This is a genomic window from Bacillus sp. FJAT-29814 (assembly GCF_001510715.1).
Lineage (GTDB): Bacteria > Bacillota > Bacilli > Bacillales > Cytobacillaceae > Neobacillus.
In genome coordinates this window covers 546572-573523 of the sequence record NZ_LMTJ01000001.1, presented here as the reverse complement: position 1 = coordinate 573523, position 26952 = coordinate 546572, and the positions used below count along the sequence as shown (strand labels likewise).

Below are 26952 nucleotides of genomic sequence, written 5' to 3'. Positions count from 1 at the left end.
TCGATGAATATCCAAGAATTTCAAACGAGGCTTTTTTCAGAAGCCCAAGCTAATGGTTTTTCAGATGTTGAAATATATTTTGAAAAGAAAGAAGTCTTTGGTTGCCAAGTCCATAAAGGCGAAATCGAGCAGTATGAATTGGCGGAAGACGGTGGGGTGTCCTTCCGTGGTATCGTCAACGGAAAAATGGGCTATGCCTATACAGAAAAAATCGATGAAGCCTCCATCCCATTCTTGCTTAAAAACGCGACAGAAAATGCTAGTGTTATAGATGACGAGGATCTAGAAGAAATTTTTGCCGGAAGTGACCACTATGAACAAGGTACCTTTTTCTCGACAGAATTAAATGAAGTCAGTATCCAGGAAAAAATCCAATTCATCAAAGATGTGGAGCGTGAGGTACTGGCTTACGACCCGCGTATTGTTGCAACAGACTATTGCATGCTCCGGTCAGAGTCGATCACTAAAACGTTGGCAAATAATAAGGGATTAACCTTAACAGACCAAATAAATTATATGTATGCCCACCAGCTTGCAATTGCAAATAACGGTGAGGAAACCAAATCTGCCTTTGAATTTATTATGACAAGGAATTTTACTAGCTTAAATGCGAAAGAATTCGCCAAAAAAATCGCCGAAGCATCCCTTTCACAGCTAGGTTCAAAAAGTATCCCAAGCAAAGAATATCCGGTTTTATTGCGAAATGATGCAGCAGCCAGCATACTTGCTGCGTTTACTGCCAATTTTTCAGCGGAAAATACCCAGGCTGGACTTTCAGCGTTAAAGGATAAACTAGGGCAACAAATCGCCAACGAAAAAATTACGATTGTTGATGACCCGCTTCTAGAGGAGGGTCTGGCCAGTAGAACCTTTGACAGCGAGGGTGTCGCGTCAAAGAAATTGACACTGGTAGAATCGGGAGTCTTGCAATCGCTGCTTTATAATCAAAAAACAGCGAAGAAGGATCAAACAGTAACGACTGGGCATGCCAAGAAGGATTCCTATAAGAGTGCAGTCAAAGTCGGTCCATCAAACCTTTATATTCAGCCTGCCGCCGCTTCATTTGATGATTTAGTTGCGACTGTGGACGAAGGAGTATTCATTACGAATCTATCAGGCTTGCATTCCGGAACAAACCAAGTGTCAGGTGACTTTTCAGTAGCGGCCAATGGATTTTTCATCAAGGATGGAAAAATCCAATACCCGGTAAACCTGATGACAATCGCGGGGAATTTCTATCAACTGCTAAAGGATGTGCAGGAGGTTGGATCAGACTTAATTTTTCCGCTTTCACCGATTGGTTCCCCATCGATTTTGGTTAAGTCGTTGTCGGTTACAGTAGAATAGAACGAAAGCCGCCACCCCGAAAACTAAGGGTGGCGGCTTTTATTCTGGCGTTATTGTCTATAGATTATAGCAATCATCTGATCGTATGACATTCCACTATCGACAGAATATGAGCCAGGGCGCAATTTATTTTGCAAACCTCTTGCCTCGATATCTTTAGAGAAGTTAAACGCATTTTCAATAAAACCGGCTTGGACAAGGATTCTTCCAACATCGATATTGTTCATACCTTCAGAAACATTAATGACAATCTTGGTAACCGTATTGGCAGCCTCAGGATTTGCCGGTGGCTCTTGAGTTTTTCCTGCCTCCTCGGCATTTTTTAAATTCGCGTCATACTCATCTTTTGTCAGCACGACAAAGCCCTTTGCTTCGAGCTCTTGTTTTGGGTCCGCTGCAGAAGCTTTGGCGGGTTCAGTTGCCTTGGATTTGGATGCTGCGGCTTTCGGAGCATCACTTTTTTCGGTAAAGTAAACAGCACCGCTAATGGTAGTTGCAAGTAGAAGACCGGCTGCAAAGCTGCTTAACAAGTTAATTCGCATTTGCAACCATTCTCCTTTCTTCCTTCACCTTTTGGTAAGGGGCAATCAGCTGTTCGATTTCGGATTCTGAGATGCCTTTTTTCTCGGCAATGCTCGCGATGGAATAGTTGCGTTTATATAAATCTAGCACTTCGCGTTTAAATACGATTTCATCAGCAGATAATGGTATGCCTGCTTCTGTCACAACCACTTCCATGTCAAGCTCCATATTCCGCAATGAATCCTGCAGTGCATGGATTTCTTTCATTGTTTCAATATGCACCATATCAATTTGGGTATGTTCTGCCTTCGCAGCGCGATTGGATTTTAATATTGAAAAAACGAGCAATACCGCTGACACCGCAAACAAGCCGGCTAAAGTCCATTGCATCATGATTATATTCCTCCTTCCTTTCTCACAAGTTTATATTATACAACCAAACTTGCTTTTTTTCGAATGTTATCTAAAAAACACGAAAAAAGTCGGAGAAGTTTGACAGAATATTGTCGGAACTTGGACATATTTTTTGAAAAAATTGCCGTGCGAGGACATTTCCCTAACACATCGCACGGCATGATTTTAAGCCAACTCAAGCGCGACTTCCATCATGTTGGTGAACGCTTGCTGTCTTTCCTCTGGTGTAGTTTGTTCATTGCGAATTATATGGTCGCTGACGGTTAAGATCGTTAATGCGTTTACTCCTGCATAGGAAGCGTTCATATAAAGCCCGGCCGTTTCCATTTCCACACAAAGAATCCCCATCTTCTTCCACTTTTCGATAGCAGTTGGATCGGCGTTATAAAAAATATCGCTCGTCAGTACATTGCCCACGTGGACAGGAAACCCTTTCTGGTCTGCTGCCTTTTTCGCTTTTTCAAGAAGCTCGAACGAAGCGATGTTTGCAAATTCGCCTGGTAGATTGTACTGATGCACATAACGGGAGTCCGTGGAAGCTCCCATGGCAAACACCAAATCATATAAATTCATATGGTCTTGTATTGCCCCGCAAGTACCAATTCGAATCAGATTTTTTACGCCAAACACGTGAATCAGCTCCCAGGAATACAGACTCATGCTTGGCATGCCCATGCCTGTCCCCATTACCGACACTTTCTTTCCCTTATATGTCCCGGTAAAGCCGAACATGTTGCGGACTGAATTAAATTGCTGGGCGTTTTCCAAATAGGTCTCGGCAATAAATTTGGCCCGGAGCGGGTCGCCAGGCAGCAAAATGGTTTCAGCAATTTCTACTCCATTCGGTTTAATATGTGGTGTTTCTTTTTGTCCATTTCCAATCATAAGTAACGCTCCTATCAATTTTGTTTATACTATTTCTATGGCTAGTTTTCCTTATGTAAAAACATTCATTCAACATTATACCTAGTCTTTTCCAATATTTCGAGGATTATTGGACTTAGATTCATGCTGTTTTAATTAAAAAGAAGGCCGATTTCTTTTTGAAACCGGCCTTCTACATGCATCTCATTTAATTAGAATGTCTTTACAGTAATCTGTGTCTGAACATAGGTCCGAATGGCTTCAACCACTTGGTCAATTTCGGCTTCAGTATTATAAGGTGCAAGCCCGGCGCGAATCCATCCACCTGTGGCATTGATTCCGAGTTTATCAGCAAGGGTCGATGCATAGAAATCCCCGCTTGCGATAAAAATAGCGTGGTTTTCTGCAAGATATTTACAGACTTCAACCGGGTCGGCTCCGTTAATAGTAAAGGCAATCGTGGGTGTTTTGGCAACGGAGTCAGGCGCTTGATATAAAGTGATTTCCGGGATACTCTTTAGAGCTGTCCGCAGCTTTTCAGCAAGACGATTCTCATACTCTTCGATTTTACTAAATGCATTTTCAATTTTTTCTCTTCTTGTAGCCCCTTCACCCAGGTTGGCAATAAAATTAACGATTGCATCCATCGAAGCAATCGCTTCATGGTTTTGGGTACCCGTTTCCAATTTATCAGGAAAATACTGCGGTGCCGGCTGCAGCTTATAAACAGCAAGTTTTTCAAACACATTGTCTTTTATCACTGCCATCCCTAGGTGTGGTCCGAAAAACTTATATGCCGAGCAAAATAAAAGGTCAGCACCAATTTTTTTAAGGTTAACCGAGAAATGCGGAGCAGCATGAACAGCATCCACAGCTAGTAAGGCCCCTACCTCATGGGCACGTTTGGCAATTAAGTCTATGTCAGTAATCGTGCCAACCGCATTTGAAGCAAGGGAAACGGCTACCAGTTTCGTATTCTCGTTAATTAGTTCATTTAACGAGGACAAGTCCAACGTTAATGTTTCAACATCAACAGGAATAAAACGAACTTCTGTATTTGTATCTTTTGCGGCCGTAGACCATGAGTCTACATTGGAACGATGATCGATTTCGGTGACGACGATATTATCCGTTCCAGTCCAAGTTTTACTCAAAGCGCGAGCTACAGGAAACATTAACGAAGTTGAATTTTGTCCAAATGCCACTTCGGTTGGCTTGGCCCCGACAAGGTCTGCAATTGCTTTTCTGGCTGTTTCAATATGCTGCTCGGTCTCCTTGCTAGTTGGAAATTCACCATGAAGATTCGCACCGCCTCGGGACATATAACTTACCATTGCATCAATAGCTGGCTTTAGAACCTGAGAACCCCCAGGTCCATCCATATAAATGGCTTGTTTCTCGCGATATGTACGAGTTAACGCTGGAAATTGCTGACGGATTTGTTCAATTGGAAACATGATTCCCCTCCTAAAGGTTATTCAGATATCCATATTCGCTAAATGAACATCAATTCCTGCAATTTTCTGAAAAGTAACCATAAAAAACAGCAATGATGATATCCATTACTGTTTTAAAATCAATAAGATTTTTTAATAATAATTTATTCAGGAATGTTCTCGTAAGCTAATTTCAAAATAATGTCCTTATGTTGTGGATATTTGGTCAAGAGCTCGGCTTGAGTAAACAGTTCAAAATCCTGATATTCAAAGCCTGGCGATACCATGCAGCCAACTATTGAATAGGTATTTGGCTCTGAAACCGAAGATCCAAATATTGCGTTCTTCGGAACCAATGCTTGCAGAACCTCTCCCCCATCCACATTCAACCCCAATTTCATTTCCTCATATTCACCGGTTTCATGAATCACGTGGATAGTCAGTGAACTGCCGGCATGGAAATACCATAATTCATCAGATTTCAGGCGGTGAAAGTGAGAAACGTTCTCGGATGTCAAAAGAAAATAAATGCTTGTATATAGTTTCCGCCGTCCCTCAAATTGAACACTTAACTCTTCGTCAGTAACCTGCTCTCCTGATACGAAGGTTTGTTTGAAAAACCCGCCCTCCGGATGCGGCTCGAGGCCAAGCTTATTTACCCAAAAATTTACGTCACGCTTTAACATGATGGTAAAATCCTTTCAATATTTGTCCAATACCAAAATTATTGCCTAGTTAATGGGATTAAATTCTCAATCAGTATTTGTTCATTTTCCTTAGAGTCATCTAAATGAAAGGCATGGGAAGATTTTTTTGACCAATGTATTTTTTTAGAAGGTGCATCCAACTGTTCAAAGTATTTTTGAACTAACTCACCCCAAACGTGCGTCTCTTTACCCCCGTGAATAAACAGGACTGGAATTTCAAGCTTTGGAACTTCGGAAAAGAAATCAAAGGTGTTCAAGTCATCAATCATTTGGTCTGAGTAGGACAACTTGAAGCCTGAAATCAACGAATGATAAACATCCTTTAACGAGTAATCCGGAGAACCGATCATAATTTGAGCCGCTTTGGCATAGCTTGCCGACCCTTTATCCCCGGCTTCATAAACCATCGATTTGTATTTGAGCAGCCATTTTCTCATAAGCCCCCACTGTTTGAAGCTTTCTAAGTATGGCGGTTCCCCCACTTCCGTTAATTCCCTGATTGCCTTTTGATTGTTGGTTTCCTTCGCCCGTTCCAGCAACCATTGATAACAAAGTTTGTCATTTTCCACCCAATTCGTTATTTGCGAAAAAGCAGTATAGGAGTACAGCTTTTCTGGGATTTGTTTGGCGAGTGAAAGACCGATCACTGTTCCCCAGGAATGGGCCAGTAGGTGGAGCTTAGGCTGGTTAAACCGTTGTAACAAATAATCAATCACATCGTTAGCATCATTGATAAATTGGTTTAGATGCATTGTTTCTTTAGAAATATGTTTTGAAAAAGATTTTCCTGTACCGCGCTGATCCCAAAAAACAAGAGTAAAATGCTTGACCAGTTGTTTTGTACAGGTAACTAACGCATAATCTCTTCCACGGCTTGAAACACCAGGAACGGGCATACTTGGCCCGCCATGGAGCATGAACAGAATCGGGTTTGCAAGGTCTTCTGTTTGAATGAGGATGGATTGACGAACGCCGCCAATCATAAGGGATTCAATAGAACTAATCCCTTTTTTTGATATCGTAAAATCCGCTTTCTTTGATAACAGTTTCATCTATAAATACACTCACTTCTTCATGAAATTTTTAAAATAAAGTGGGCTAAATTCTGGTGGCGCCGTTCATGACCCTTTCCCCCGTGACCAAATAACGACTGGAATCAACAATAGCGCAAGGAAACCGCCGGCAAGCGAAAGTGTCACATAGCTGGATTGAGCGACGACCATACCGGATAGCACTCCCCCGGAAGCACCGGCCAAGGCAATCAAAACATCGACGGTTCCCTGTGTTTTGGCACGGGTTTTTGGATGTGTCGCGTCGACGATGAGTGCTGTGCCGCTTATAAGGCCAAAGTTCCAACCAAGGCCAAGGAGAGCAAGAGCCCCAATGATGCCCAACAAAGAATTACCAGGTGCAAAAGCTGCCATCAACCCGGCTGTCAACAGAGTCGCTCCAGAAGCCATGGCCATTTTCATTCGGCCAAACTTCTCCACCAGAACACCGGTTATCAGCGACGGCAAGAACATTGCGGCAATGTGGATCCCAATGACAAGTCCAACCGCACTCAATCCGTGGCCATGGTGCCCCATGTGCACGGGTGTCATCGTCATAACCGCGACCATGACAATCTGTGTTAGGACCATGATTGTTGCACCGACCACGACCTCACGATTATTTTTTAGAGGCGGGACTGGAGTTTCCAGCGTTATAGACTCATCCTTGTGTCCTTTTGCCGCTATAAGGTTTGCAACCTTTAGCGGGTCAGGCCGCAAGAATATTACCAGAACCAATCCAGCCAGGATATAAGCAGCCGCTGAAAGAATAAATGGACCGGCCAGTGGCGGAACACCGATAGAACTGGCAAACCGCCCCATAACTCCGACCAAGTTGGGCCCGGCCACTGCACCGAATGTTGTCGCGACCATCGCAATGCTCACCGCTTTCGCGCGCTGTGTCGAGCTTGCCAAATCCGTCCCTGCATAACGCGTTTGCAGATTTGTGGCAGCTCCGGAACCATAGATTAATAGAGATGCAAAAAATAGGAAGATATTATTAAAAATGGCCGCAAGAACCACCCCTATTGCACCAATGCCCCCAACAAGAAATCCTGTCCCGAGGCCAAACCGCCGGCCAAACCGTTGCGATCCACGGCCTACAAACAACGCGGCCCCCGCTGACCCCAGTGTGAAAACCGCAGTGGGCAATCCTGCAAGCCCATCTGTACCAAGCATGTCTTGCGCAATGAGCGCCCCGACAGTTACCCCTGCTGCAAGTCCGGCACCACCAAAAATTTGCGCAGTCACGACAATAGCCAAGGTACGCTTGTATAACTGCTGCTGTTTTTCCGGCGAGTCTATGTAACTATGTAATGATTCCCTTTGCAATTCCAAAGCCTGTGAATCATCTGATTTCGGTGTAATCACCTGCTTCCCGCCTTTCTGAGCTTTTTAACATTAATCAATTTTAGCTTCATTGACTACACCGTTTTGCTCTAACAATGTTGTAATTTTTCCAAGCTGTCCGGCTGTCGCAACCACTAAGTATTGCGGTTGGAACCATGTCCGTTTTAGCGTGATTGTTAACTTATAGGCGTTGTTAACCTTTGGATCTAGTCCATATAAATCATGCCAGCGCACAATCTGTTCAGTCTGATAATGTTTTATTTGATGGTATGACACAAATTTTCCATTCAGAATGATTCCCTTTGGTAAAATAAACAGGCTCCCTCGATGGCGGACTCCATTGATAATGGCGAAAAATAAATAACCCATACTCAAATACGCAGATGTGAGGATATCAGTGGTAACAACCACCACCAATAAAACCGATAACAACACCAAGGCGGCAAGCGTTCCCCATTTGACATATCGGTAGGATTTAGCATTTTTTGAAAGTGGCTCCATCGGTTTCCACTCAACCGGAACGATAATCTCGGCAAATTCACTTTCATGGATCGGGTAAAGAGCACTGTTTGCTTGTTCGGCAGCTTTTTTCAAATTTAATAGATTTCGAAGCAAATAATATATACCGCCAATAAATAGAAAGCTAAATATGATGTCTTCAATAATAGGTCTTCACCCTTTCTATGTTAGCTTTTAATTAAGTATGTTAATCTCATTTTCATTGAAATTTCCATAGCTGTCAAACACTTCCTCTGAATATTGAAAGACAGCATTATCATTTCTGGCAAAGTATTGTCTGGCGCCCCTCTGCTTCATGCTCTTCATAATAAATAACCGTCCAATCGGCAAATTCCCGTAACAATTCTTTCGGCTTCAGTTTGTATTGATTCGACACTCCTTGACCGTCCGTTCTTGGCGATTCATAGTATGTTTCCATGAAAAAATAACCCTTAGCTTTTATAAGGTCCTTTACCTTCGAAAACAGCGAACGGTCAAGGTAATAGGTAATCACAACCAGATCAAACGTATTATTTTCCCAAATTACCTCCTTTGTAAGGTCACTGATTCTTGCATGAATGTTGAGTTTTTTTTTGTCCGCTAGCTCCCGTAGATATTGAATAGCGATATCGGAAATGTCGACTGCCTCGACCTGATAGTTTAACCCCGCAAGGAACATACTGTTTGCACCCAGACCGCAGGCTAAATCAAGCGCTTTCCCGCCGGTCAAATAGGGTGTCATATTTTTTAATCTAGGATTTGATTGCGGTAATTTTAAGTCCTGAAGGCGTTCTTTATATTTCTTATTCCATCTCGTTTGATCGTTCATTTTCAGACCCCTTATATTATGTAATAATGAAATCATGCCCTATATTATCAATTATCTCAAATAAAAAAATCAGGGACATAGCAAGTTTTTTACACCTACCATGTCCCTAACTTCTTGTTAAAAACAAAAACCGCGATCCAAATACTTAGACTAAATGATTTTCCTGGAATGAATTGATATTCTCTAAATAGCAAACACACTAAAATAGCAAGGGCATTTGCAATGACCCCTGCATAAACAAGAGAACGAATGAATGCGGGATTAAATATTTCTCCTCACTCCCTTTTATGTTTCTAAAAATATTTACCCTTTACCATTTTATGCCGAAATGCACCAATGTAATCTTTATCACTGAAAAAACCTCTTCTCTATCCTAAGAAGATTCCTGACTTTTTTATTTTATTCCTTTTCCAGCTAATTTCCACTAAAAAAACAGGATTTCTGCCAGTTTCCAAGAATACATTTAGTAAAGATGGAAAGGGGTGGTTGTCTACATGCTTCGCGCTGAACAAATCGAAGTGCGAGATACTTTGGACGCAATTGAATACTTTTATCAAAGAGGCTGGACGGATGGTCTGCCAATCGTCCCTCCAACCAAAGAAAGAATTTACGACATGTTAAAAAGCGTCAACATGGCACCGGATACAATCGTGGGGTCTATACCCGAGCGTGGCAGAGTCTTCACCGCAGAACTCGTGGCGATTAATGCTGTATTGGCCGGTTGTCTGCCAGGATATTTTCCGGTTGTCATGGCTGCAGTTCAAGCGATTTCGGAACCAGAATTTGGGCTGCATGGACCAAGTGCTAGTACACATGGAGCGGCAATCATGATTGCCGTCAATGGACCGATTACCGAAGAAATTGGAATGAATGCCGGTTCCAATGCTTTTGGACCGGGAAATCGCGCCAATGCCACGATTGGACGAGCCATCAGATTATTAATGATTAACGTTGGCGGCTCACTGGAATTTGATCGCTCTACCCTTGGAACACCGGCAAAATACACGTTTTGTTTTGCTGAAAAAAGGACAGAGTGGACACCATTACATGTTCAAAGAGGATTTAACGAGGATGAAAGCACGGTCACTGTTTTCGCCTGCGAAGGTCCGAATCAGATTCAAAACCATGGTTCACTTAAGGGTGAAGGCATTTTAAGAACAATGGCTGATAGAATGAGTGCCCTAGGGACATTCAACATGGCGAGCGAAACGGAAATGGCGGTGGTCCTTTGTCCTGAGCATTATATACACCTTCATAAAGAGGGCTGGAGCAAAGAAAGCGTTCAGCAATATCTTTATGAAAATGCCAAAAGGTCGATTATTGATATGAAAAATGGCGGAATCATTGACGCGCCTGTTGCGGTGAGCGATGAACATTTATTCAAATATGCTGTCCCTTCCCGTGAACATATTCTGTTAATGGTAGCAGGCGGCGATGCTGGAAGATTCTCGTCCTGTATGCCGGGATGGTTTAGCTATAAACAATCAAGAGCCGTCACAAAGTCAGTAAAAGCGGCAACTGGATTTACCTGACACGAGTGCTCCTGACCAATCGGTGATTGGTTTTAGACTTTTTTAGAAAGGATGAATAGAATTTGAGTTTGATTGTTTACAATCCTACCTCTGGCCCCAGTTTGAAGGAACTGCGGATGGCCAGTAGGGACAAACCTATTGAAGGAAGTGTAATTGGTTTAGTCGATAACGGAAAACAGAATTCAGATACCGTCATTCAATACATTGCGGAGCGCCTTAAACAAAAGTATCGATTACAAGATGTCATTCATTATAAAAAAACTTCTTTTTCCCACGGATTAACGGAAGCAGAAGCTATGAAACTGGCACAACAATGTGACTTTATCATTTCCGGAGTCGGCGACTGAGGTTCCTGTAGCTCGGGCAGTTTGCTCGATGGGATTATATTGGAAAAACATGGTGTTCCGACTGCTGTCATTAGCACGGAACCGTTTATTGCCTCAAGCAAAGCGATGGCCGTTGCCCATGGGATTCCGGACTATCCATTTGCCGTCCTCCCCCATCCGCTTGCCGCAACGGAAATGGAGATGCTTTATGAGTGGGCTGACAAGATTTTGGAGGACATTGAGGCTATTTTGTTAGGCGAATAATAAAAAATACTAGAAAGCATTAACCGCTTTCTAGTATTTTGTGTTTTTATAGATAGGTTGGTTCAATATACGTTTGAAATGCCTTTTCATATGCATGGCAGGCTTCTAGTACCAGTTTATCAGCAAAGCGGTTTCCAGCCACCTGCAGTCCGACTGGAAGCCCTGCCCTCGTCAATCCTACTGGCATTGAGGCAGCGGGATGTCCTGTCAGGTTGTAAATTTGTGTCAACATCCAATCAGTGGCAGGATTAATACTTTTTCCATTAATCGTCGATGGGCCTGCTAACTGATGATCGAACGCTGTAGTCGCAAGCGTCGGGGAAAGCAGCAAATCGTATTCGTTTAGCACAGCCTGAACTTTTTTCCAGATAATCGTCCGCTTTAATTCAAGAGCCTTGTAGTCGATAGCGCTGTATTTTCTGCCGATATAAATCATTTTTGCCATACCGTCAGAGAAGCTTTCCGGGTCTTTATCATACAATTCACCATAACTGGCGGCAAATTTCACACACCACAAACCTGAGAAGGTCCAGGCAAGGTCCTTCTGGCTGACGCCAAGGTCCATATTAATCTCTTCAACATTGCAGCCTAAATCGGAAAAATGCCGTACTGATTGATTAATAACCTGCTCCACATCTTCGGAAATTTCGTAAAGTCCAAAATTGCGGGTATAGGCAATTTTCAAACCCTTCAAATCCAGATTAAGTCCTGTGAAGTCATCGCTTAAACTTGGCGTAGACCCTGGGTTATTCGCATCAAACCCCTGCATAACAGAAAAGAGCAAGGCGGCGTCCTCGGCAGTTCTAGCCATTGGGCCGTTGTGCAAATATGGATGCTCTGATCCAAATAAATTATCACGATCTTCATGAGGAACGACACCAAAGGTTGGCTTGAATCCAAAAATACCCGTTAGCGCGGCAGGGATTCGAATCGACCCGCCCCCATCACTTCCTTCAGCAAAAGGAGCTAGTTTCGCGGCAACCGCGGCTGCCGAACCACCACTGGAGCCTCCCGGGGTAAAGGTTTCTTTCCACGGATTTTTTGTCACGCCAAACAAGGGGTTGTCCGTGGTGCCCTTGTGGCCAAATTCCGGTGTATTCGTTTTGCCTAAGACAATGCCTCCGGCAGCTTTGATTCTTTTTAAAAAAGTAGGATCGTAATCAGGGATGTAGTCTTTATAAAGTGGGGATCCATATGTAGTCAAAATTCCTTTTGTTGGGGTCAAATCCTTGATAGCAATGGGAATACCGTGAAGTTTACCTAGCACTTCCCCCTTCACAACAGCTTCCTCTACTAACTTTGCTTCCTCAATGGCATGCTCATTGATCGTGACAAACGCGTTCCATTTTGAATTATGGATCTCAATCCGGTCTAAAAAAGCCCTAACAACCTCAACCGGGGAAAGTTCTTTTTGTCTGATCAATTTTCCTAATTCTGTGGCTGTAAAATCAGTAATGGCCAATCCTTCCACTCCCTTTTTATATGGTATACCCTTTAATTATACTAGATAAGGAATGATTGGAAATGAAATTTCAAATATTTTCTGAAAACAAAAAAAGCCTGGCTGCCACTCAATTATTTGGACAGTGCCCGGCACATTTTTTATTTGCCAAGATGGCGCTTTATTCCTTCTAACACTTTTTCGTAATACGATGGGACATGCTGCACAAATTTTTCCTTGTCGCCTTCTTCGGAGATAATGACTCTATGTCCATCCGAACCGATTTTGAATCCCTCGATTTGAACATGTTCTGCGCTTCCAAGCCAAAGGTCATAAAACGAAGAAAATGGCACTCTAACCATGCCCGCTACCTCTTCCTCCTGAAGGATAAAATCTTCAAAAGAATGACTAGTCTCATATAAATAGACATGGGCCATTTCTTTATCAATGATGTTTTCTTTTTCAACACAATATGGAATGACTTCAAGCGGGATCAATTCCTCCAGTGTCACATCGATCCCTATCTCTTCGTTTATCTCCCTGACACCATCAGAAACTGTTTCATGCGCCAACAAATGACCGGCAGCGGTAATATCCAATAGATTGGGATAAAAATCTTTTTTCTCGCTACGAAGTTGAAGATAGATATAAATGTTATCATTCTCCTTACCTATAAACCAACAGTGAAAGGCTTCATGCCAAAGGCCCAATCGGTGCACATCGGCCCGTGTCGCCTCGCCGATAGGGTTCCCCTGTTCATCAAATACTTTTAACATTTCGGTTTCCAAAAGCAGTCCCACCATTCGTTGTTTTTTAAAGTAATAGCATCTCTTCTAAGTTTAAGATTTCAATTTTCTTTCGTGGTTTTTGTTTGATCAGGCCTGCCGTTTCAAAATCAGTCAGCTTTCGGCTAATTGTTTCCGGCGTTGTTCCCAAATAGGACGCCAGGTCCTTCTTGCTCATTGGCAATGTTATTTCGGTGGAACTGACATCTAAATCCAAGCATTCTGCCAAAAACAGGGCCAGCCGCGTTTCTACTTTTTCTGTGGCAAAACGGGCAGTTTGCTTTTCGGACTGTTCCAATCGCTTGGAAAACTCAGTTAGAACTTTCAAAGAAATTGACGGGTATTTTAATAGCAGCGCTTGCAGTTCCGAGCGCTTAATCAAACAAACTTGCGTGTCGACCATGGCCTCGGCAAAGTTTTCGTGGACACCTTCATTAAATAAGGCCAGTTCACCGGTAAATTCTCCGGGGTTCAGAATCCGCAACAGCTGTTCCTTACCCGATTCCGATAGCCGATAGATTCTTATTTTTCCTCTATTCACTATATAAAGAGAATCGGACTGTTCGCCAGCCTGATAAATCAGATCCCTTTTCTTAAAGAAAACCGACCGGGCGGCGGCCATGATCTCGTCCATTTGTTCCGGTTCCAAATGGTTAAAAATCGGAACTAAAGAAACACACGATTTATGTGAATGATGATGACACACCATTTCGAACACTCCCAATTCAGCCCATGCTATTGCTTCTATTTTCGTCTTTTTTGAAAAAATAGTCCAGCCTATTATAAATATCCAGGTGCAGCCTGACCCGCGCTTGAAACTATTTTTCTCTGATCATTAAATCTGATCAATCGCATTGCATTCAAAATCACCAAGAGGACGCTTGCTTCGTGGATAAACATGCCTGATGCCAGATGAACAGAGCCTAACAAGACTCCTGCCAATAACAGGAAGACAATTCCGACTGCAAAAAATGTATTCTGTTTGATATTGCGGATTGTCGCTTTTGCCAACGAGTGAGCGTGGGACAATTGCAATAACCGATCCGCCATTAACACGACATCAGCTGTTTCCATTGAGACATCGGTTCCTCCCTCGCCCATTGCAAACCCGATATCGGCGGTTGCTATCGCTGGGGCGTCGTTGATTCCGTCTCCAGCCATTGCCACCACATAGCCTTGTTGCTTTAATTTTTTCACATAATCCACTTTTTCTTCCGGCAGCACTTTAGCAATGAACTCATTTACACCCAATTTATTAGCAACGATTTCGGCGGCATGTCGATTATCACCAGTTAACATAATAATTTTATCTACACCATGTTTTCGCAGTTGAGTTAAAGCCGCCATTGCGTCATAACGAATTTGATCAGCGATTGAAAAAATTCCATTTATTTCTCCATCAATTGCTGCAAATATCGCCGTGTTTCCGGCTTTTTCCCGGTCCACAGCATATGATGCTGCCTCCTCTAAAATTTTGATCCCTTCCATAGCCATCAACTGGCGGTTCCCCACGACTAGTCGGTGTCCTTCAAGGTTTGCACGGATGCCTTTTCCTTTAATTACTTCCCCATCTACTGTTCCGTGGTTTATCTGCAAACCTCTGGAAATTGCTTCCTTGACAATCGTTTGACCCAAATGATGCTCGGAAATCGTTTCGGCCAAAGCCGCTAGCCGAAGCAATTCATTTCCTTCCCAATCGCCAAATATCTTGATATCGGTGACTTCCGGTTTCCCTTTTGTCAGCGTTCCGGTTTTATCAAACACAACCGCATTCACCTTGGCCAAGCTGTCCATAACCTCGCCGCCTTTCACAAGGACACCGTTCTTTGCGCCATTGCCAATCCCGGCAACACTTGAAACCGGAGCACCAATAACCAAGGCACCTGGGCAGGCAATTACTAAAAAAGTGATGGATAACTGCAAATCGCGGGTTATCACAAACACAAAGATGGATAATAAAACAACTGCCGGGGAATAAATCTGGGCGAATCGATCAAGAAATTTTTCCGCCTTCGTTTTGGATTCCTGGGCTTCTTCCACTAGTTCAATAATTTTAGCAAAAGTGGTGTCATCTCCAACTTTTTCAGCAATCATTTCGATATAACCGGTATCCACAATCGTGCCGCTAAACACTTTTTCAGTTAACTCCTTAGTTACAGGAACAGATTCGCCTGTCACCGCCGCCTCATTCAACGACGCTTGACCAAAGACTATTTTTCCATCGACAGGAATCTTGCCGCCGGACCGGATAATCACGCGGTCCCCGACGACGACATCCTCCACAGGTATTGTCAGCGTTTCCCCGCCGCGGATCACAGTTGCTTCCTGCGGCGCCAGGTTGACCAACTCTTTCAGTGACGACCGGGTCTTTTCCAATGTCCGCGCCTCCAGGTAGGCGCCGAAGAGGAATAGGAAGGTGACAACCGCCGATTCTGTATACTCCTGGAGATAGAGCGCGCCTAACACGGCGATACTGACCAATAATTCGATACTGAATGCCTTCATCCGCAGTCCTTGTCCTGCTTTTAAGAAAATCGGTACACTTGCGATAATGGTTGCCAGCAGCAAGGCGATTGTTTTCACATCCCCACTTCCGAGGAAGCCCGCCGAAAATCCTATTACTATTAAAATAAAGGAAACGGCGGTTATTTTCTTTCGATATTTATTAATCACACCAACCATGTTCTCCCCTCCTTTTTCATTTACCAGATTAAGAGACTTTGGCCAACAGCACTTCGTAGCCCAAATTTTGAATCTTATCCTTAAGCTGGTTCGCATTGATCTGCGCTTCATCAAATTCCATTTTTACCTTGCTTGTATTGAACAACACTTTGGCAAATTGGACTCCTTCTGTTTTGTTTAACATCGTTTCAATTTTTTTAATGCATGACGGACAAGTTAAAGTTTCTAATTGAAATACTGCTTTTTTCATTTTCTTTTCCTCCTTGGAATGATTATGTCTTTATTTTAAGACAGCTTTATTTAGAAAAAATTGATGTGGAACAAGTTTGGGAATTATCACCCCCTGAGTATTTTCACTTTCAATATCTCTCTTTTTGAAAAAAATGAAATTGACCACCGTCAAATTTTCAATAAATAATACGAGAGAGCTTCAGATGGGGTGTAGTCTAACTATCCTAAACTTTTGGATTTGCGTATCGCGGATATATTTGTTTTATCGCGGAAATATTGAAATTAACGCGGATATTTTATTTTTTTCGCGGATATATTGCTCATTATCGCGGATATATTGTAAATTACCGCGGATATTTCGTTAGCCCACTAAAAACTGCACCGGAAATTTGCCGAAAATGAAGAATTCCTTTAAAAAAGGCACCACCCCAGCCGGGATGGCGCCTACATACAACAAAATTTCTATTTTACTCGTGCAAATCCGAATCCTGAAGCATAATCATCGCCGGTAGCGGAGCCGTATCCGCCCTTAATGTCATAAAGTTTGGCGCGTTGTTGCAGTTCAGCGCGAAGCTGTACATTGTTCCACCCCAAATTCGATGACCAGATTTTTGCTGCCAAGCCTGCCACGTGAGGAGTCGCCATCGAAGTCCCGCTGATGGTATTGTAATTGCCATCATACCAGGTTGATTGGATACTGGTGCCTGGGGCTGAGATCTCCACATCGCGTTCCTGAATGACATAATCGGCATCTGTTGCCGAGTTTCCGCGGGATGAGTAATTGGAGACCCGGTAGGTACCATTTTCCTGAACATTTTCCAATGCCGCTACGGCAATTGCATTCGTCAAGGCTCCAGGATAATCAATTGTTCCACTTGCATATCCATCATTTCCTGCTGCCGCCACAACGAGCACACCCTTGCCATAGGCATAATCTACGGCGCTGGCAATCATCGTATCCTTCGAATTTGAACCGAGCGACATGTTAATGACCAATTTTGAACCGGATCTCGTTGCTTCATCGGCTACATGGCGAATAGCTCCAGCAATATCATCGGAGTAGCCTGAGCCCCTATCATTTAACACCTTATATGCCCATAACTTAGCCAGCGGGGCCACCCCATAGATTCCCAAGCCATCAGAAGCGCCGTGTGCCAAGGCTGTCCCAGCTACATGAGTGCCATGTCCGTTCCGATCTGTACAGGTCCCATTTACCAACGGCGACTTTGCTTGGGTAAAATCCTTGCATTGTTCCCCGCTGCCGGCCAAATCATAGTGATTAATATAGACACCTGTATCCAGAACAGCGACTTTAATTCCCGCTCCACCGGAAGTGCTGGCTACATTCGGATCATTATATATGGCCTGAATTCCCCAAGGTGTTCGGTCCGACGGTAGTGAGGAAGTTGCCGTTGCCCCGGTCTTACCGTTTGATCGATTTTCTATGCGGTCCAACTGAACCTCGGGAACCTTCTCAATCGTTAAATTTTTGTTATTTAATAGAGCCTGATATTGCTTGGCATTGACGGTGGTGGTGAAACCTTCCGCCCCAAAATCCCAACGTGTCCCGTAATCTTGCTTTGCTCTCCCCATTTCTGCACTGTGTCCTTTAATGACAACCCGGTACGTTTCATTTTGGTTTTCATCCTGTGTTTGACCGAATGCCCCGGTTGCGAACATCGATACCCCCATAACAAACGCTGATACTGCCGCACTAATTCTCTTTACCTTTTTCATCGCTCTGCTCCTCCCCAATGTTATGTAGCGGCAATCGTGCCGCATTAATGAGTTTATTGGGAAATCAGCGATTCATGATTTGATTTTCATAGTCCGGAGTTGGGAAAATTTTAATAAAGAATTAGCAATCAATAGCCTATACACCAAGGGGACATCCTTCATATTCTATAGCAAGTCCAGTTTAAGGAGGCTTTCTTTATGGAGTTAAATTATCAAAATGCAAAGCGGTTAAAGGGCCAATTGATTCAATACAGAAACAATGAGGGGGAGTGGGCCGTTGGCCGGGTGTCAAATGTCAAAAAAGATGGGCTTGAGATCGAGGATTTAACTAATCACCAGCCATCTGAAGGATATGGATTCGGTTTTTGGGGCCCAGGTCCATTCTTCAGGCCGCCGGTATTTGTCCCTTTTGTTGCTTTTGGTTTCGCTGCACCACTTTTATGGTGGTAAGAAAACATTGGAAAGCCCTCAATAACCAAATTGAGGGCTTCTATATGTTGTTCGATTATGCTGCTTTTCGGATTTCGATTTTTTTGCCTTCTTTACGCCATTTTTTAAATTCTGCTGCTGCCGTAAATAATACGTCAGTTGAAGAGTTAAGCGCTGTTTCAAAGGAATCTTGTAAGACTCCGATGATAAATCCTACCCCGACTATTTGCATCGCCACATCATTCGGGATTCCGAATAAGCTGGCTGCTAGCGGGATTAACAATAAGGAACCGCCAGCAACACCAGAGGCGCCGCAAGCACACACTGCCGATAACACGCTCAGGATAATGGCTGTCGGAATATCCACTGTAATTCCAAGAGTATGAACCGCTGCTAATGTTAAAACTGATATTGTCACTGCCGCACCGGCCATATTGATGGTCGCACCTAATGGAATCGATACAGAATAAGTATCCTTATCCAATTGTAATTTTTCGGCTAATTTCATATTTACAGGAATATTCGCCGCCGAGCTCCGTGTAAAAAATGCAGTAATGCCACTTTCTTTCAAACACATGAATACAAGCGGATAAGGGTTTTGGCGAATTTGAGTGTAGACGATGATTGGATTGACGACTAGAGCAACAAACAGCATGCAGCCAATCAACACGACCAATAACTTGCCATAGCTTAAGAGAGACTCAAGCCCATTTGTAGTAATCGATTCAATGACAAGACCCATAATCCCAAGCGGGGCAAACTTGATTACCCATGTAACAACTTTAGAAACCGCATCGGAAAAATTAGTAATCACAGTTTTTGTTGTATCGGGAACATTTCTTAACGCAAATCCAAGGACAATCGCCCAAGTCAAAATACCGATATAATTGGCATTGTAAACCGCTTTTACCGGGTTATCGACAACGTTCATAAGTAACGCTTTTAGAACCTCAACAACACCGCCCGGAGCCGTTACACCCTCTGCTCCTTTTGCCAGTGATAAGCCAACAGGGAACATAAAGCTAACAATAACAGCGATTAATCCTGCTAAAAAGGTGCCAATGAGATATAGGCCTATAATGGATTTCATATTCGTTTCGTGACCGCTTTTATGTTGTGCGATGGCCGCCATAACCAAGAAGAGCACCAAAACCGGCGCAACCGCTTTTAAGGCGCCAACAAACAAAGAACCGAAAATAACCAATGGCTTAGCGGCTGCTGGAACTACCACAGCTAAAATAATACCAATGATCAAACCAATAGCGATTTGTTTAACTAGGCTAATTTGATTCCACTTTTTTAAAAGATTTTTCATAGAAGTCCCCCCGTTTGAATAATATTATAATTTTTCTCTTTTAACCTATTCTTACATTGTAGTTGTATTATAAAGAATATTTAAATATCTCACAATATTTTTATTTATATTTAAGTATAATAAAAATATTCCAAATTTTCTTTTAAAAAAATCCACCTAAGCCATGCATAAGCTCAGGTGGATTTTTCCATGCTATTCGAATAATGGACTTACCGCTTTTTCATTATGGACACGGTCAATTGCTTCGGTAAGCAATGGTGCCACTGATAAGACCTTGATTTTTCCGTTAGGATATTCTTCCGGCAATGGAATCGTGTTGGTAACCACTAATTCCTGCAGGGCAGACGCTTCGATCCTGTCAATGGCCGGACCTGATAGGACAGGGTGTGTGCAGCAGGCATAAACGGCCTTTGCCCCCTTCTCCATCAATGCTTGGGCACCGGACGTAATTGTACCAGCAGTATCAATTAAATCATCAACAATAATACAGTTTTTCCCTTCAATGTTACCGATAATATGCATGATATCCGATTCATCGTGTTCTGGACGGCGCCGGTCAATCAAAGCAATCGGAGCATGTAATACCCCAGCCAATTTTCTTGCCCTGGTCACTCCTCCATTATGCGGCGAAACAACAACAACATCATCCAACGCTTTTTTCTCAAAATACTCCGAGAGGATTGGAAGGCCAGTCAAATGTTCCACTGGTATATCAAAAAACCCCTGGGTCTGTGGTGCATGAAAGTCTAAAGTTAACACCCTGTGAGCGCCTGCCGTCTCCAAAAGATTGGCAATGAGTTTGGCGGTAATCGGCTCACGCGACCTCGCCTTTCGGTCTTGGCGCGCATAGCTGAAGTACGGCATTACAACGTTTATTGTCTGGGCTGAGGCACGTTTAAGCGCATCAATCATAATGAGAAGCTCCATAATGTGTTCGTTGCTTGGTTGTGAAGTGGATTGGACGAGAAATACCTCGCTGCCTCGGACACTTTCTTCGATTGAAATTTGAACTTCGCCGTCACTAAAGTGGTTCACGGAGCAATTTCCCAATTCACAGCCTAACAGCGCTGCCATTTCTTTAGCTAACTCACGATTTGAATTTAAGGTAAACATCTTAAAACCTTTTTTAAGTTGATACGACACGTTTCTGCCTCCATAAATATGTATTCGAACACTATTATAACTTATTTGACAAAATTTTTATAATCCTAATTCTTCTAAAGAAGGAAAAAACGTGTTTGGTAGAGAAATTATTAAAGAATTTTAAAATGAGGTGGGTACATGCTGACAGAGAAACAACTTCAAGAAATTAAGTCTCTTCAAGAGATTTGTGAGAAAGATGGCGGATTTCAGCTAAAGCTGAATGATGATATGCTGGCAAATCGGTCCGAAAACCGCAAGGAAGACTTTTTTCATTATCAGGATGGGCAACTTGTCGGTTTTCTCGGCTGTTATGGGTTTGGAAGTAAGGTAGAAATTTGCGGAATGGTCCACCCGGATTATCGCCGCAAGGGGATTTTCACTGGATTACTTGGAAAGGGCATTGAGGAAGCGAAGAAACAGGGAGCAGAAGTGATTCTGTTAAATGCGCCAACAGGTTCGCAATCGGCTAAGGAATTTTTAAAAAATATCCCTTGTGAGTTTCACGTTGCGGAATACCAAATGCAATGGCAGCAAAAGGAGTTAATAGTGGATCCGGCAATCATAGTAAGACCGGCCGTTTCACAGGAGGATTTCGAGGCGAAAATTCAGCTTGAGGTATTATGCTTCGGGATTAAAGAGGAAGATGCACGCGAAGTTGAAGGCATGCTGTGGGATTCTCGTACTGAAGCAATGCTGATTATTGAAGTAGATGGAAAAATTGCCGGGAAAATTCGTGTGTCCGAATCGAATGGTGAAGCATGGATCTACGGATTTGCCGTTTTCCCAGCACTGCAGGGCAAAGGAATTGGCCGCAAAGCGCTATCAAAAGTGGTCATGATGGAACATGAAAAAGGACTGCCAATTTTTCTCGAGGTAGAGGCGAAGAATGCCCATGCCCTAGGACTCTATGAATCATGTGGATTTAAGAGCTTTCATTCGCAGGACTATTATAAGTACCAATTTTAGAAAAATCGGGTGGCCCACTGTTAGCCACCCGATTTTTCGCTAAATGTTTTCTTTTTTTATCAAAGCTTTAGAAATCCCAACAATGCACGTTTCCCCCGTTTGCTTGACTGTGGACTGCTTAACGGTCACGACGCCTGTTCCATTCCCCTTGTCCTCGAGGTCAATCACTTCTAGTTCAACATGAATCGTATCATTGATAAATACCGGTTGGATAAACCGTAGTTTATCAATCCCGTAATTGGCAATCACGACACCGGGCTCCATTTTTGTCAGACCAACCCCGAAGGAAAGGACAAGCATGCCATGGGCAATCCTCTGCTTAAAAAAGGACTTCTTGGCAAATTCAATATCTGTGTGGAGTGGGTAATAGTCACCTGTTAAGGCGGAAAACATGACGAGGTCGGTCTCGGTGATGGTTCGGCCCCGGGACTTCCACTTCTCACCTTTTTCGAAGTATTCAAAATACTTATCGTACACTAGTATTCCCCTTTCTCAACACGGTTTTTAAAATTTTCCCGGTGGCATTCCGTGGCAGTGCCGATACAATCTCCACCATCTTCGGCATTTTAAACCTGGCGATTTTTCCATCAAGGAATTTCTCCAAATCTACCACCGTCAACGGCTGGCTGTCGTCCTTTAACGCGACCACTGCTTTAATCGACTCGCCCCATTTTTCATCCGGGTAACCGATGATCGCGGCTTCGCGAATATTCGGATGGCGGTATAAGACCTGCTCAATTTCAATCGGATAGACGTTTTCCCCTCCGGTAATAATCATGTCCTTCTTGCGATCGACGATGTAAATAAAGCCTTCCTCATCAAATTTGGCCAAGTCACCGGTGTAGAACCAGCCGTTTTTAATCGCCTCTTTTGTTGCTTCCGGCTTGTTCCAGTAGCCGACCATGACATTCGGTCCATTGACAATCAACTCACCCACCTCGCCTGGCCTCACATCTCGGTCAAGCGGATCGACAATCCGGACAGTCGTATGCATCGGCTCCTTACCTACCGAGCCGTTTTTGCGGATCGTATTTTCCTTATCCAGAATGCTGACAAACGGCGCGGTTTCCGTCAGGCCGAACCCTTCGTAAAATGGAATCCCCCGCTTTTGGAAAAATTCAATCACCGTAATCGGACACGGTGCACCGCCAGAGACAGCGAACTGGAGCGAAGAAATATCATACGCCTCAAAATTGGGAACGCTCATTAACGCCTGCCACATGGCCGGGACTAGGAACAAAGACGTCACCTGTTCATCATTGATTTTTTGTAAAATCTTCACAGGGTCAAAGACGTCAATCAAAATATTGGCCCCGCCCTTATAAACTAACGGTATGGTGAACACGCTCATACCGCCAATGTGGAACATCGGTGCTGCCGCCAGCGTGATATCCGTATAATCAACAGGGGTATTATGAATAAAATTTATCGCATTCCACTGGGTATTTCCGTGGCTGAGCATGGCGCCTTTTGGCTTGCCGGTTGTTCCTGATGTATACATCATTAAATGAATTTCTTCTAGCCCGATATCATAACCGGGTTCCTCGGGAGATGCGTTCTTAAGTAGATTTTCGTATTGCAAATCATCTTCATGAGGCTGGGTTCCAACGTGAATATATATCAACAAACAGGTGTTTTTTGTCCGCAGCTGGTCAACCAGCGGTCTCATCCGAAAATCATAAATAAAATGGTAGGCCCTTGAGTCATTGACAATATAAAGAACCTCCTCCGCACTCAGGCGGAAGTTAATCGGTACAAAGATGGCCCCAATTTTGGCACAGGCAAACACCGCTTCGAGCATTTCATTTGTGTTCAAGAGCAGCGCATCAACCCGGTCCCCCTTCCTGACCCCCAACCCAAGTAGGGCATTTGCCAGCCGGTTAACCCGTTCATTAAACTCGGCGTAAGTAAACCGTTTCTCGTTGTAAACAACCGCAAGTCTGTCCGGCCGAACCTTACAATGTTTGACAAGCCAACTTCCAATTCCCTTTACCAATCCACAACACCCCTATTTTTTAAAAATTAACTTAATATCGTTGAATGTTTTTTTGCTGGAAGTGGGAAATCTTTGTTTTCGAACGTTTCATATCGCCTTATCAGCTCTTGCCGCAACTCACTTGGAACGACCAGATCGTCAACGACCAGTTCCCCCGATAGCTTGATAATGTCATAGCTTGCCCGGTATTCCTCACGGAGTTTTTGCACAAGTGACGCTCTTTCTTCCGGGTCGGTCACCGCTTTGATTTTGTTGTAATAAACGGCATTGACTGCTGCTTCCGGACCCATGATGGCAATTTCCGCCGATGGCAGGGCAATCGTCGTATCCGGTTCATAGGCTGGGCCCGCCATCGCGTATATGCCGGCACCGTAGGCTTTTCGGACAATCACGCACATTTTTGGCACATTGGCAGTCGAACTGGCGAAAATAAAATTCCGCCCTTTGCGGAGAATTCCCTCCTGTTCCACCTTCGTTCCGACCATAAACCCTGGTGTATCGCATAAATAGAGTAGCGGAATGTTGTAGGCATCACAGGTCCAAACAAATTTAGCCCCTTTATCCGACGACTCCGGAAAAATCGCCCCGCCTTTGTATAGCGGCTGATTGGCGACTACGCCGACTGTTTTTCCGTTCAGGCGAGCAAACCCGGTTACCAATTCCTTGGCGTAATTCGCTTTTACTTCAAGAAAGCTATCACCGTCGACAACGGATTCGATTAATTTGCGAACATCATAAGCTCTGTTCGGCTCAGCAGGGATGATATCATCAATTCCGGCGGGGTCCCGCTTCGGTGGAACGGCGGGGTATTTCGGCAGCTTCCCGTCAAAATGGTCTGGCAGGTAGGTTAATAGTTTTTTGACAATCTCGGCCGCTTCCTCTTCCGATTTGGCGACAAAGTCGGCCGATCCGCTTTTGGTCGCGTGCATTGTGGCCCCGCCCAATTCCTCAACATCCACCTGTTGCCCGGTAGCCATCTGCACCATTCTTGGCGAGGCAATCGCCATCCCGGAAATTTTATCCACCATGATCACAAAGTCGGAAAACACCGGCATATAGGCGGTTCCGGCAAAGCATGGGCCATAAAGGACGGCGATTTGCGGGACTCTTCCGGAAAGCATGCTGTGGTTGTACCAGATTTTTCCGCCTGAATATTTTTCGACATGGTAGCCGCCCGCTTCATCAATCCGGCCGCCTGAGGAATCAATCATGTAAACGATGGGCCGTCTGCCGCGGATGGCCGCCTCTTGGATCCGCAGGATTTTTTCGCCGTGATATTTGCCGATGGACCCGGCTTTGACGGTGTAGTCGCTTGCCATAAAAAATACAAGCCGATCGCTGATTTTACCCGTTCCCGTAACCACGCCGTCTGCTGGGAGTTTTTCCTTTGTTGCGTTGGCAAATAAGCCAGTTTCATAATAAGGCTGTTCATCGTCAAAATAGAGTCGAAGCCGGTCGCGGACAAATAATTTTCCCAGTTTTTTTATTTTGTCGTGGTCCGGTCCGCCGCGATAGATTCGTTCCCGTTCCGCCAGCAGTTTTTGTTCACGTTCCATATGATTTGCACCCCTTTTGCTAGTTTTAAGATTTGGAAGCTTTATCGGCCGGTGCTTCCAACGGTGTCAGGATTCCCAGTTGTTTGGTGAGAATTTCATTCATAATTTGTGTCGTGCCGCCGCCGATTGTTTGGATCCGGGCATCGCGCCATAGCCGTTGAATCGGATATTCCATCATATAACCATTGCCGCCGTGTATTTGGACCGCCTGGTCGCAGACACGGTTCAACATTTCACTGGCAAGCGCCTTTGCCATCGTCGCCTCGGTTACGCAATTTTTCCCTTGGTTATACAGGTAAAGGGCCCTGTATGTAAGGTTTCTGGCTTTTTCAAGATCCACTGCCATGTCGACCATCTTATGACGCAGCACTTGAAACTCGGATAACGGCTTGTTAAATTGAATTCTTTCCTTACTGTATTGAATCGTCAGTTCCAACGCTTTTTCAGCTGCACCAATACAGCCCAACGCCAACGTCAGCCGCTCATATTGGAAGTTTTTCATGATGTAAATGAAACCCTCATTTTCCTGGCCAATCAGGTTTTCCTTTGGTACAATCACATTATCGAAAAATAGTTCTCCTGTATCCGAGGAGCGCCAGCCCAACTTTTTCAGGCTTTTTCCCACTGAATAACCATCAGAATCGGTGTCGACAATAAATAAACTAATGTTCCGATGTGGCGGCCCTTCCTCCGTTTTGGCGGCAACAATGACATAGTCGGCATTGACCCCGTTGGTAATGAAGGTCTTCGATCCGTTCAATACATAGAAGTCGCCGTCTTTTTTAGCAGTAGTTTTAATGGCGGCCACATCAGACCCACCTCCTTGTTCGGTAACTGCCAGAGCGGAAATAGCATCACCTTTAATTCCCGGGACGAGGTATTTCAACTTTTGCTCATGATTCCCGTACCGCCAAATATTGGTCATCGCAATTGTCGTATGAGAGCAGATTGCCGCACCAACCCCGCCTGCACCGCATTTGGAAAGCTCTTCAGTAAACACAGCTTCCATGATCACGTCGAGGCCGCTACCTTCATACTCCTCCGGAAATTTAATGCCAAGAAAACCAAGTTCCCCCATCCGCTTATATAAACTTCTCGGCGTCTCGCCGTCCTTTTCCCACTGTTCGACGTTTGGGACGATTTCTTTTTCCACAAACGAGCGAACCGATTTCCGAAACATGTCATGTTCCTCCGTAAAGATCCAGTGCCCCATGAAAACCCTCCTTTATTAAAGTCTTTGTTTCGCTTGAAAAAAGTGTTATTCGCCGAACTTTGCAAGTTATTCGCCAAACTGAGGCGGTTATTCGCCAAACTCAGGCGGTTATTCGCCAAACTGAGGCGGTTATTCGCCAAACTAGGGGGCCTTATTCGCCGAAACTCTATGAATATTCGCCGAGCTTCAGGACTTATTCGCCAAAGCTTCTATTTCGCCAATTCTGAGAAGTATTTCGCCAAACTTGGGCGTGTTTTCGCAAAACTCGAAGTTGATTTCGCCGAATTCGTTTCCTATTTCGCGAAAAATCCATATTATTT

At 44.0% G+C, this 26952-nt stretch carries 26 protein-coding genes; 5 read left to right on the top strand and 21 right to left on the bottom strand.

The genetic code is table 11. The features are described 5' to 3' along the window. Positions 1 to 3: 3 nt before the first annotated feature. Complete coding sequence (locus AR334_RS02730) at positions 4 to 1347, top strand: TldD/PmbA family protein (protein ID WP_066304616.1); 1344 nt, start codon at positions 4 to 6, stop codon at positions 1345 to 1347. Positions 1348 to 1397: 50 nt separating this feature from the next. Here AR334_RS02730 and AR334_RS02725 read toward each other — a convergent pair whose 3' ends face one another. The 9 genes from AR334_RS02725 to AR334_RS02685 form a co-directional block, all read right to left on the bottom strand. After that, positions 1398 to 1889: an aminodeoxychorismate lyase gene (locus AR334_RS02725; RefSeq protein WP_066304615.1), complete on the bottom strand. Its 492-nt coding sequence runs from the start codon at positions 1887 to 1889 to the stop codon at positions 1398 to 1400. After that, a complete protein-coding gene (locus AR334_RS02720) occupies positions 1879 to 2262 on the bottom strand; it encodes a helix-turn-helix domain-containing protein (protein WP_253701166.1) in 384 nt (127 codons plus the stop codon). The genes AR334_RS02725 and AR334_RS02720 overlap by 11 nt, the downstream gene beginning before the upstream one ends. A gap of 186 nt (positions 2263 to 2448) precedes the next feature. Continuing rightward, positions 2449 to 3168 carry a purine-nucleoside phosphorylase gene (deoD, locus tag AR334_RS02715; protein ID WP_066304614.1) on the bottom strand — a complete coding sequence of 240 codons (720 nt, stop codon included), beginning with the start codon at positions 3166 to 3168 and terminating at the stop codon, positions 2449 to 2451. A gap of 191 nt (positions 3169 to 3359) precedes the next feature. Then, complete coding sequence (locus AR334_RS02710; RefSeq protein ID WP_066304612.1) at positions 3360 to 4604, bottom strand: cysteine desulfurase-like protein; 1245 nt, start codon at positions 4602 to 4604, stop codon at positions 3360 to 3362. Positions 4605 to 4747: 143 nt separating this feature from the next. Beyond that, positions 4748 to 5269, bottom strand: coding sequence for a cupin domain-containing protein (locus AR334_RS02705; protein WP_066304608.1), 522 nt, complete (start codon positions 5267 to 5269; stop codon positions 4748 to 4750). A gap of 38 nt (positions 5270 to 5307) precedes the next feature. Continuing rightward, a complete protein-coding gene (locus AR334_RS02700; protein ID WP_066304607.1) occupies positions 5308 to 6342 on the bottom strand; it encodes an alpha/beta fold hydrolase in 1035 nt (344 codons plus the stop codon). A 66-nt stretch (positions 6343 to 6408) separates the two neighbouring features. Continuing rightward, positions 6409 to 7677, bottom strand: coding sequence for an MFS transporter (locus AR334_RS02695; protein WP_066305212.1), 1269 nt, complete (start codon positions 7675 to 7677; stop codon positions 6409 to 6411). A 63-nt stretch (positions 7678 to 7740) separates the two neighbouring features. Then, a complete protein-coding gene (locus AR334_RS02690; protein ID WP_253701165.1) occupies positions 7741 to 8304 on the bottom strand; it encodes a hypothetical protein in 564 nt (187 codons plus the stop codon). A gap of 160 nt (positions 8305 to 8464) precedes the next feature. Next, a complete protein-coding gene (locus AR334_RS02685; RefSeq protein ID WP_066304603.1) occupies positions 8465 to 9016 on the bottom strand; it encodes a bifunctional 2-polyprenyl-6-hydroxyphenol methylase/3-demethylubiquinol 3-O-methyltransferase UbiG in 552 nt (183 codons plus the stop codon). A gap of 494 nt (positions 9017 to 9510) precedes the next feature. Here AR334_RS02685 and AR334_RS02680 point away from each other — a divergent pair, with 494 nt between their 5' ends. Then, positions 9511 to 10548, top strand: coding sequence for a hypothetical protein (locus tag AR334_RS02680; RefSeq protein ID WP_066304600.1), 1038 nt, complete (start codon positions 9511 to 9513; stop codon positions 10546 to 10548). Positions 10549 to 10610: 62 nt separating this feature from the next. Further along, on the top strand, positions 10611 to 11138 hold the full coding sequence (locus AR334_RS30555; protein WP_301337146.1) for a UGSC family (seleno)protein: 528 nt from the start codon (positions 10611 to 10613) through the stop codon (positions 11136 to 11138). Positions 11139 to 11184: 46 nt separating this feature from the next. Here AR334_RS30555 and AR334_RS02665 read toward each other — a convergent pair whose 3' ends face one another. From AR334_RS02665 to AR334_RS02640, 6 genes are all read right to left on the bottom strand, one after another. Continuing rightward, positions 11185 to 12600 (bottom strand): amidase, encoded by a 1416-nt coding sequence (locus AR334_RS02665; RefSeq protein WP_066304593.1) that lies wholly within the window; start codon positions 12598 to 12600, stop codon positions 11185 to 11187. 140 nt (positions 12601 to 12740) lie between these two features. Beyond that, entirely contained in the window at positions 12741 to 13367 is a 627-nt protein-coding gene (locus tag AR334_RS02660; RefSeq protein ID WP_066304590.1) for an NUDIX domain-containing protein, read from the bottom strand. 25 nt (positions 13368 to 13392) lie between these two features. After that, the gene (locus AR334_RS02655) at positions 13393 to 14073 is read right to left on the bottom strand and encodes a Crp/Fnr family transcriptional regulator (RefSeq protein WP_066304586.1); all 681 of its coding nucleotides are present in this window, start codon (positions 14071 to 14073) and stop codon (positions 13393 to 13395) included. Between the two features lie 71 nt (positions 14074 to 14144). Continuing rightward, positions 14145 to 16046, bottom strand: coding sequence for a cation-translocating P-type ATPase (locus AR334_RS02650; RefSeq protein WP_066304584.1), 1902 nt, complete (start codon positions 16044 to 16046; stop codon positions 14145 to 14147). Positions 16047 to 16074: 28 nt separating this feature from the next. After that, a complete protein-coding gene (locus AR334_RS02645) occupies positions 16075 to 16296 on the bottom strand; it encodes a heavy-metal-associated domain-containing protein (RefSeq protein WP_066304581.1) in 222 nt (73 codons plus the stop codon). Positions 16297 to 16739: 443 nt separating this feature from the next. Then, the gene (locus tag AR334_RS02640) at positions 16740 to 18014 is read right to left on the bottom strand and encodes a S8 family serine peptidase (protein WP_066304578.1); all 1275 of its coding nucleotides are present in this window, start codon (positions 18012 to 18014) and stop codon (positions 16740 to 16742) included. A 198-nt stretch (positions 18015 to 18212) separates the two neighbouring features. Between AR334_RS02640 and AR334_RS02635 the strand changes: the two genes are divergently transcribed. Next, entirely contained in the window at positions 18213 to 18464 is a 252-nt protein-coding gene (locus AR334_RS02635) for a hypothetical protein (RefSeq protein WP_066304574.1), read from the top strand. 55 nt (positions 18465 to 18519) lie between these two features. Here the strand turns inward: AR334_RS02635 and sstT are convergent, their stop codons facing one another. Both sstT and AR334_RS02625 read right to left on the bottom strand, forming a co-directional pair. Continuing rightward, the gene (gene sstT, locus AR334_RS02630; protein ID WP_066304573.1) at positions 18520 to 19758 is read right to left on the bottom strand and encodes a serine/threonine transporter SstT; all 1239 of its coding nucleotides are present in this window, start codon (positions 19756 to 19758) and stop codon (positions 18520 to 18522) included. A gap of 192 nt (positions 19759 to 19950) precedes the next feature. Continuing rightward, positions 19951 to 20901, bottom strand: coding sequence for a ribose-phosphate diphosphokinase (locus AR334_RS02625; RefSeq protein WP_301337145.1), 951 nt, complete (start codon positions 20899 to 20901; stop codon positions 19951 to 19953). Between the two features lie 138 nt (positions 20902 to 21039). Here AR334_RS02625 and AR334_RS02620 point away from each other — a divergent pair, with 138 nt between their 5' ends. After that, positions 21040 to 21867: a GNAT family N-acetyltransferase gene (locus AR334_RS02620; protein WP_066304571.1), complete on the top strand. Its 828-nt coding sequence runs from the start codon at positions 21040 to 21042 to the stop codon at positions 21865 to 21867. 39 nt (positions 21868 to 21906) lie between these two features. Here the strand turns inward: AR334_RS02620 and AR334_RS02615 are convergent, their stop codons facing one another. The 4 genes from AR334_RS02615 to AR334_RS02600 are packed head-to-tail and all read right to left on the bottom strand — an operon-like array spanning position 21907 to position 26632. Beyond that, a complete protein-coding gene (locus AR334_RS02615; protein ID WP_066304569.1) occupies positions 21907 to 22344 on the bottom strand; it encodes a MaoC/PaaZ C-terminal domain-containing protein in 438 nt (145 codons plus the stop codon). After that, on the bottom strand, positions 22334 to 23863 hold the full coding sequence (locus tag AR334_RS02610; RefSeq protein ID WP_066304567.1) for a long-chain fatty acid--CoA ligase: 1530 nt from the start codon (positions 23861 to 23863) through the stop codon (positions 22334 to 22336). Before AR334_RS02610 ends, AR334_RS02615 begins: the two co-directional genes overlap by 11 nt. 26 nt (positions 23864 to 23889) lie before the next feature. Beyond that, a complete protein-coding gene (locus AR334_RS02605; protein ID WP_066304565.1) occupies positions 23890 to 25419 on the bottom strand; it encodes an acyl-CoA carboxylase subunit beta in 1530 nt (509 codons plus the stop codon). Positions 25420 to 25444: 25 nt separating this feature from the next. After that, positions 25445 to 26632 carry an acyl-CoA dehydrogenase family protein gene (locus AR334_RS02600; RefSeq protein ID WP_066304563.1) on the bottom strand — a complete coding sequence of 396 codons (1188 nt, stop codon included), beginning with the start codon at positions 26630 to 26632 and terminating at the stop codon, positions 25445 to 25447. Positions 26633 to 26952: the final 320 nt, after the last annotated feature.

Coding starts and splice junctions, on each gene's coding strand:
- AR334_RS02730 (WP_066304616.1), top strand. CDS start 4: ATGAATATCCAAGAATTTCAAACGAGGCTTTTTTCAGAAGCCCAAGCT.
- AR334_RS02725 (WP_066304615.1), bottom strand. CDS start 1,889: ATGCGAATTAACTTGTTAAGCAGCTTTGCAGCCGGTCTTCTACTTGCA.
- AR334_RS02720 (WP_253701166.1), bottom strand. CDS start 2,262: ATGATGCAATGGACTTTAGCCGGCTTGTTTGCGGTGTCAGCGGTATTG.
- deoD (WP_066304614.1), bottom strand. CDS start 3,168: ATGATTGGAAATGGACAAAAAGAAACACCACATATTAAACCGAATGGA.
- AR334_RS02710 (WP_066304612.1), bottom strand. CDS start 4,604: ATGTTTCCAATTGAACAAATCCGTCAGCAATTTCCAGCGTTAACTCGT.
- AR334_RS02705 (WP_066304608.1), bottom strand. CDS start 5,269: ATGTTAAAGCGTGACGTAAATTTTTGGGTAAATAAGCTTGGCCTCGAG.
- AR334_RS02700 (WP_066304607.1), bottom strand. CDS start 6,342: ATGAAACTGTTATCAAAGAAAGCGGATTTTACGATATCAAAAAAAGGG.
- AR334_RS02685 (WP_066304603.1), bottom strand. CDS start 9,016: ATGAACGATCAAACGAGATGGAATAAGAAATATAAAGAACGCCTTCAG.
- AR334_RS02680 (WP_066304600.1), top strand. CDS start 9,511: ATGCTTCGCGCTGAACAAATCGAAGTGCGAGATACTTTGGACGCAATT.
- AR334_RS02655 (WP_066304586.1), bottom strand. CDS start 14,073: ATGGTGTGTCATCATCATTCACATAAATCGTGTGTTTCTTTAGTTCCG.
- AR334_RS02650 (WP_066304584.1), bottom strand. CDS start 16,046: ATGGTTGGTGTGATTAATAAATATCGAAAGAAAATAACCGCCGTTTCC.
- AR334_RS02645 (WP_066304581.1), bottom strand. CDS start 16,296: ATGAAAAAAGCAGTATTTCAATTAGAAACTTTAACTTGTCCGTCATGC.
- AR334_RS02640 (WP_066304578.1), bottom strand. CDS start 18,014: ATGAAAAAGGTAAAGAGAATTAGTGCGGCAGTATCAGCGTTTGTTATG.
- AR334_RS02635 (WP_066304574.1), top strand. CDS start 18,213: ATGGAGTTAAATTATCAAAATGCAAAGCGGTTAAAGGGCCAATTGATT.
- sstT (WP_066304573.1), bottom strand. CDS start 19,758: ATGAAAAATCTTTTAAAAAAGTGGAATCAAATTAGCCTAGTTAAACAA.
- AR334_RS02620 (WP_066304571.1), top strand. CDS start 21,040: ATGCTGACAGAGAAACAACTTCAAGAAATTAAGTCTCTTCAAGAGATT.
- AR334_RS02605 (WP_066304565.1), bottom strand. CDS start 25,419: ATGGAACGTGAACAAAAACTGCTGGCGGAACGGGAACGAATCTATCGC.
- AR334_RS02600 (WP_066304563.1), bottom strand. CDS start 26,632: ATGGGGCACTGGATCTTTACGGAGGAACATGACATGTTTCGGAAATCG.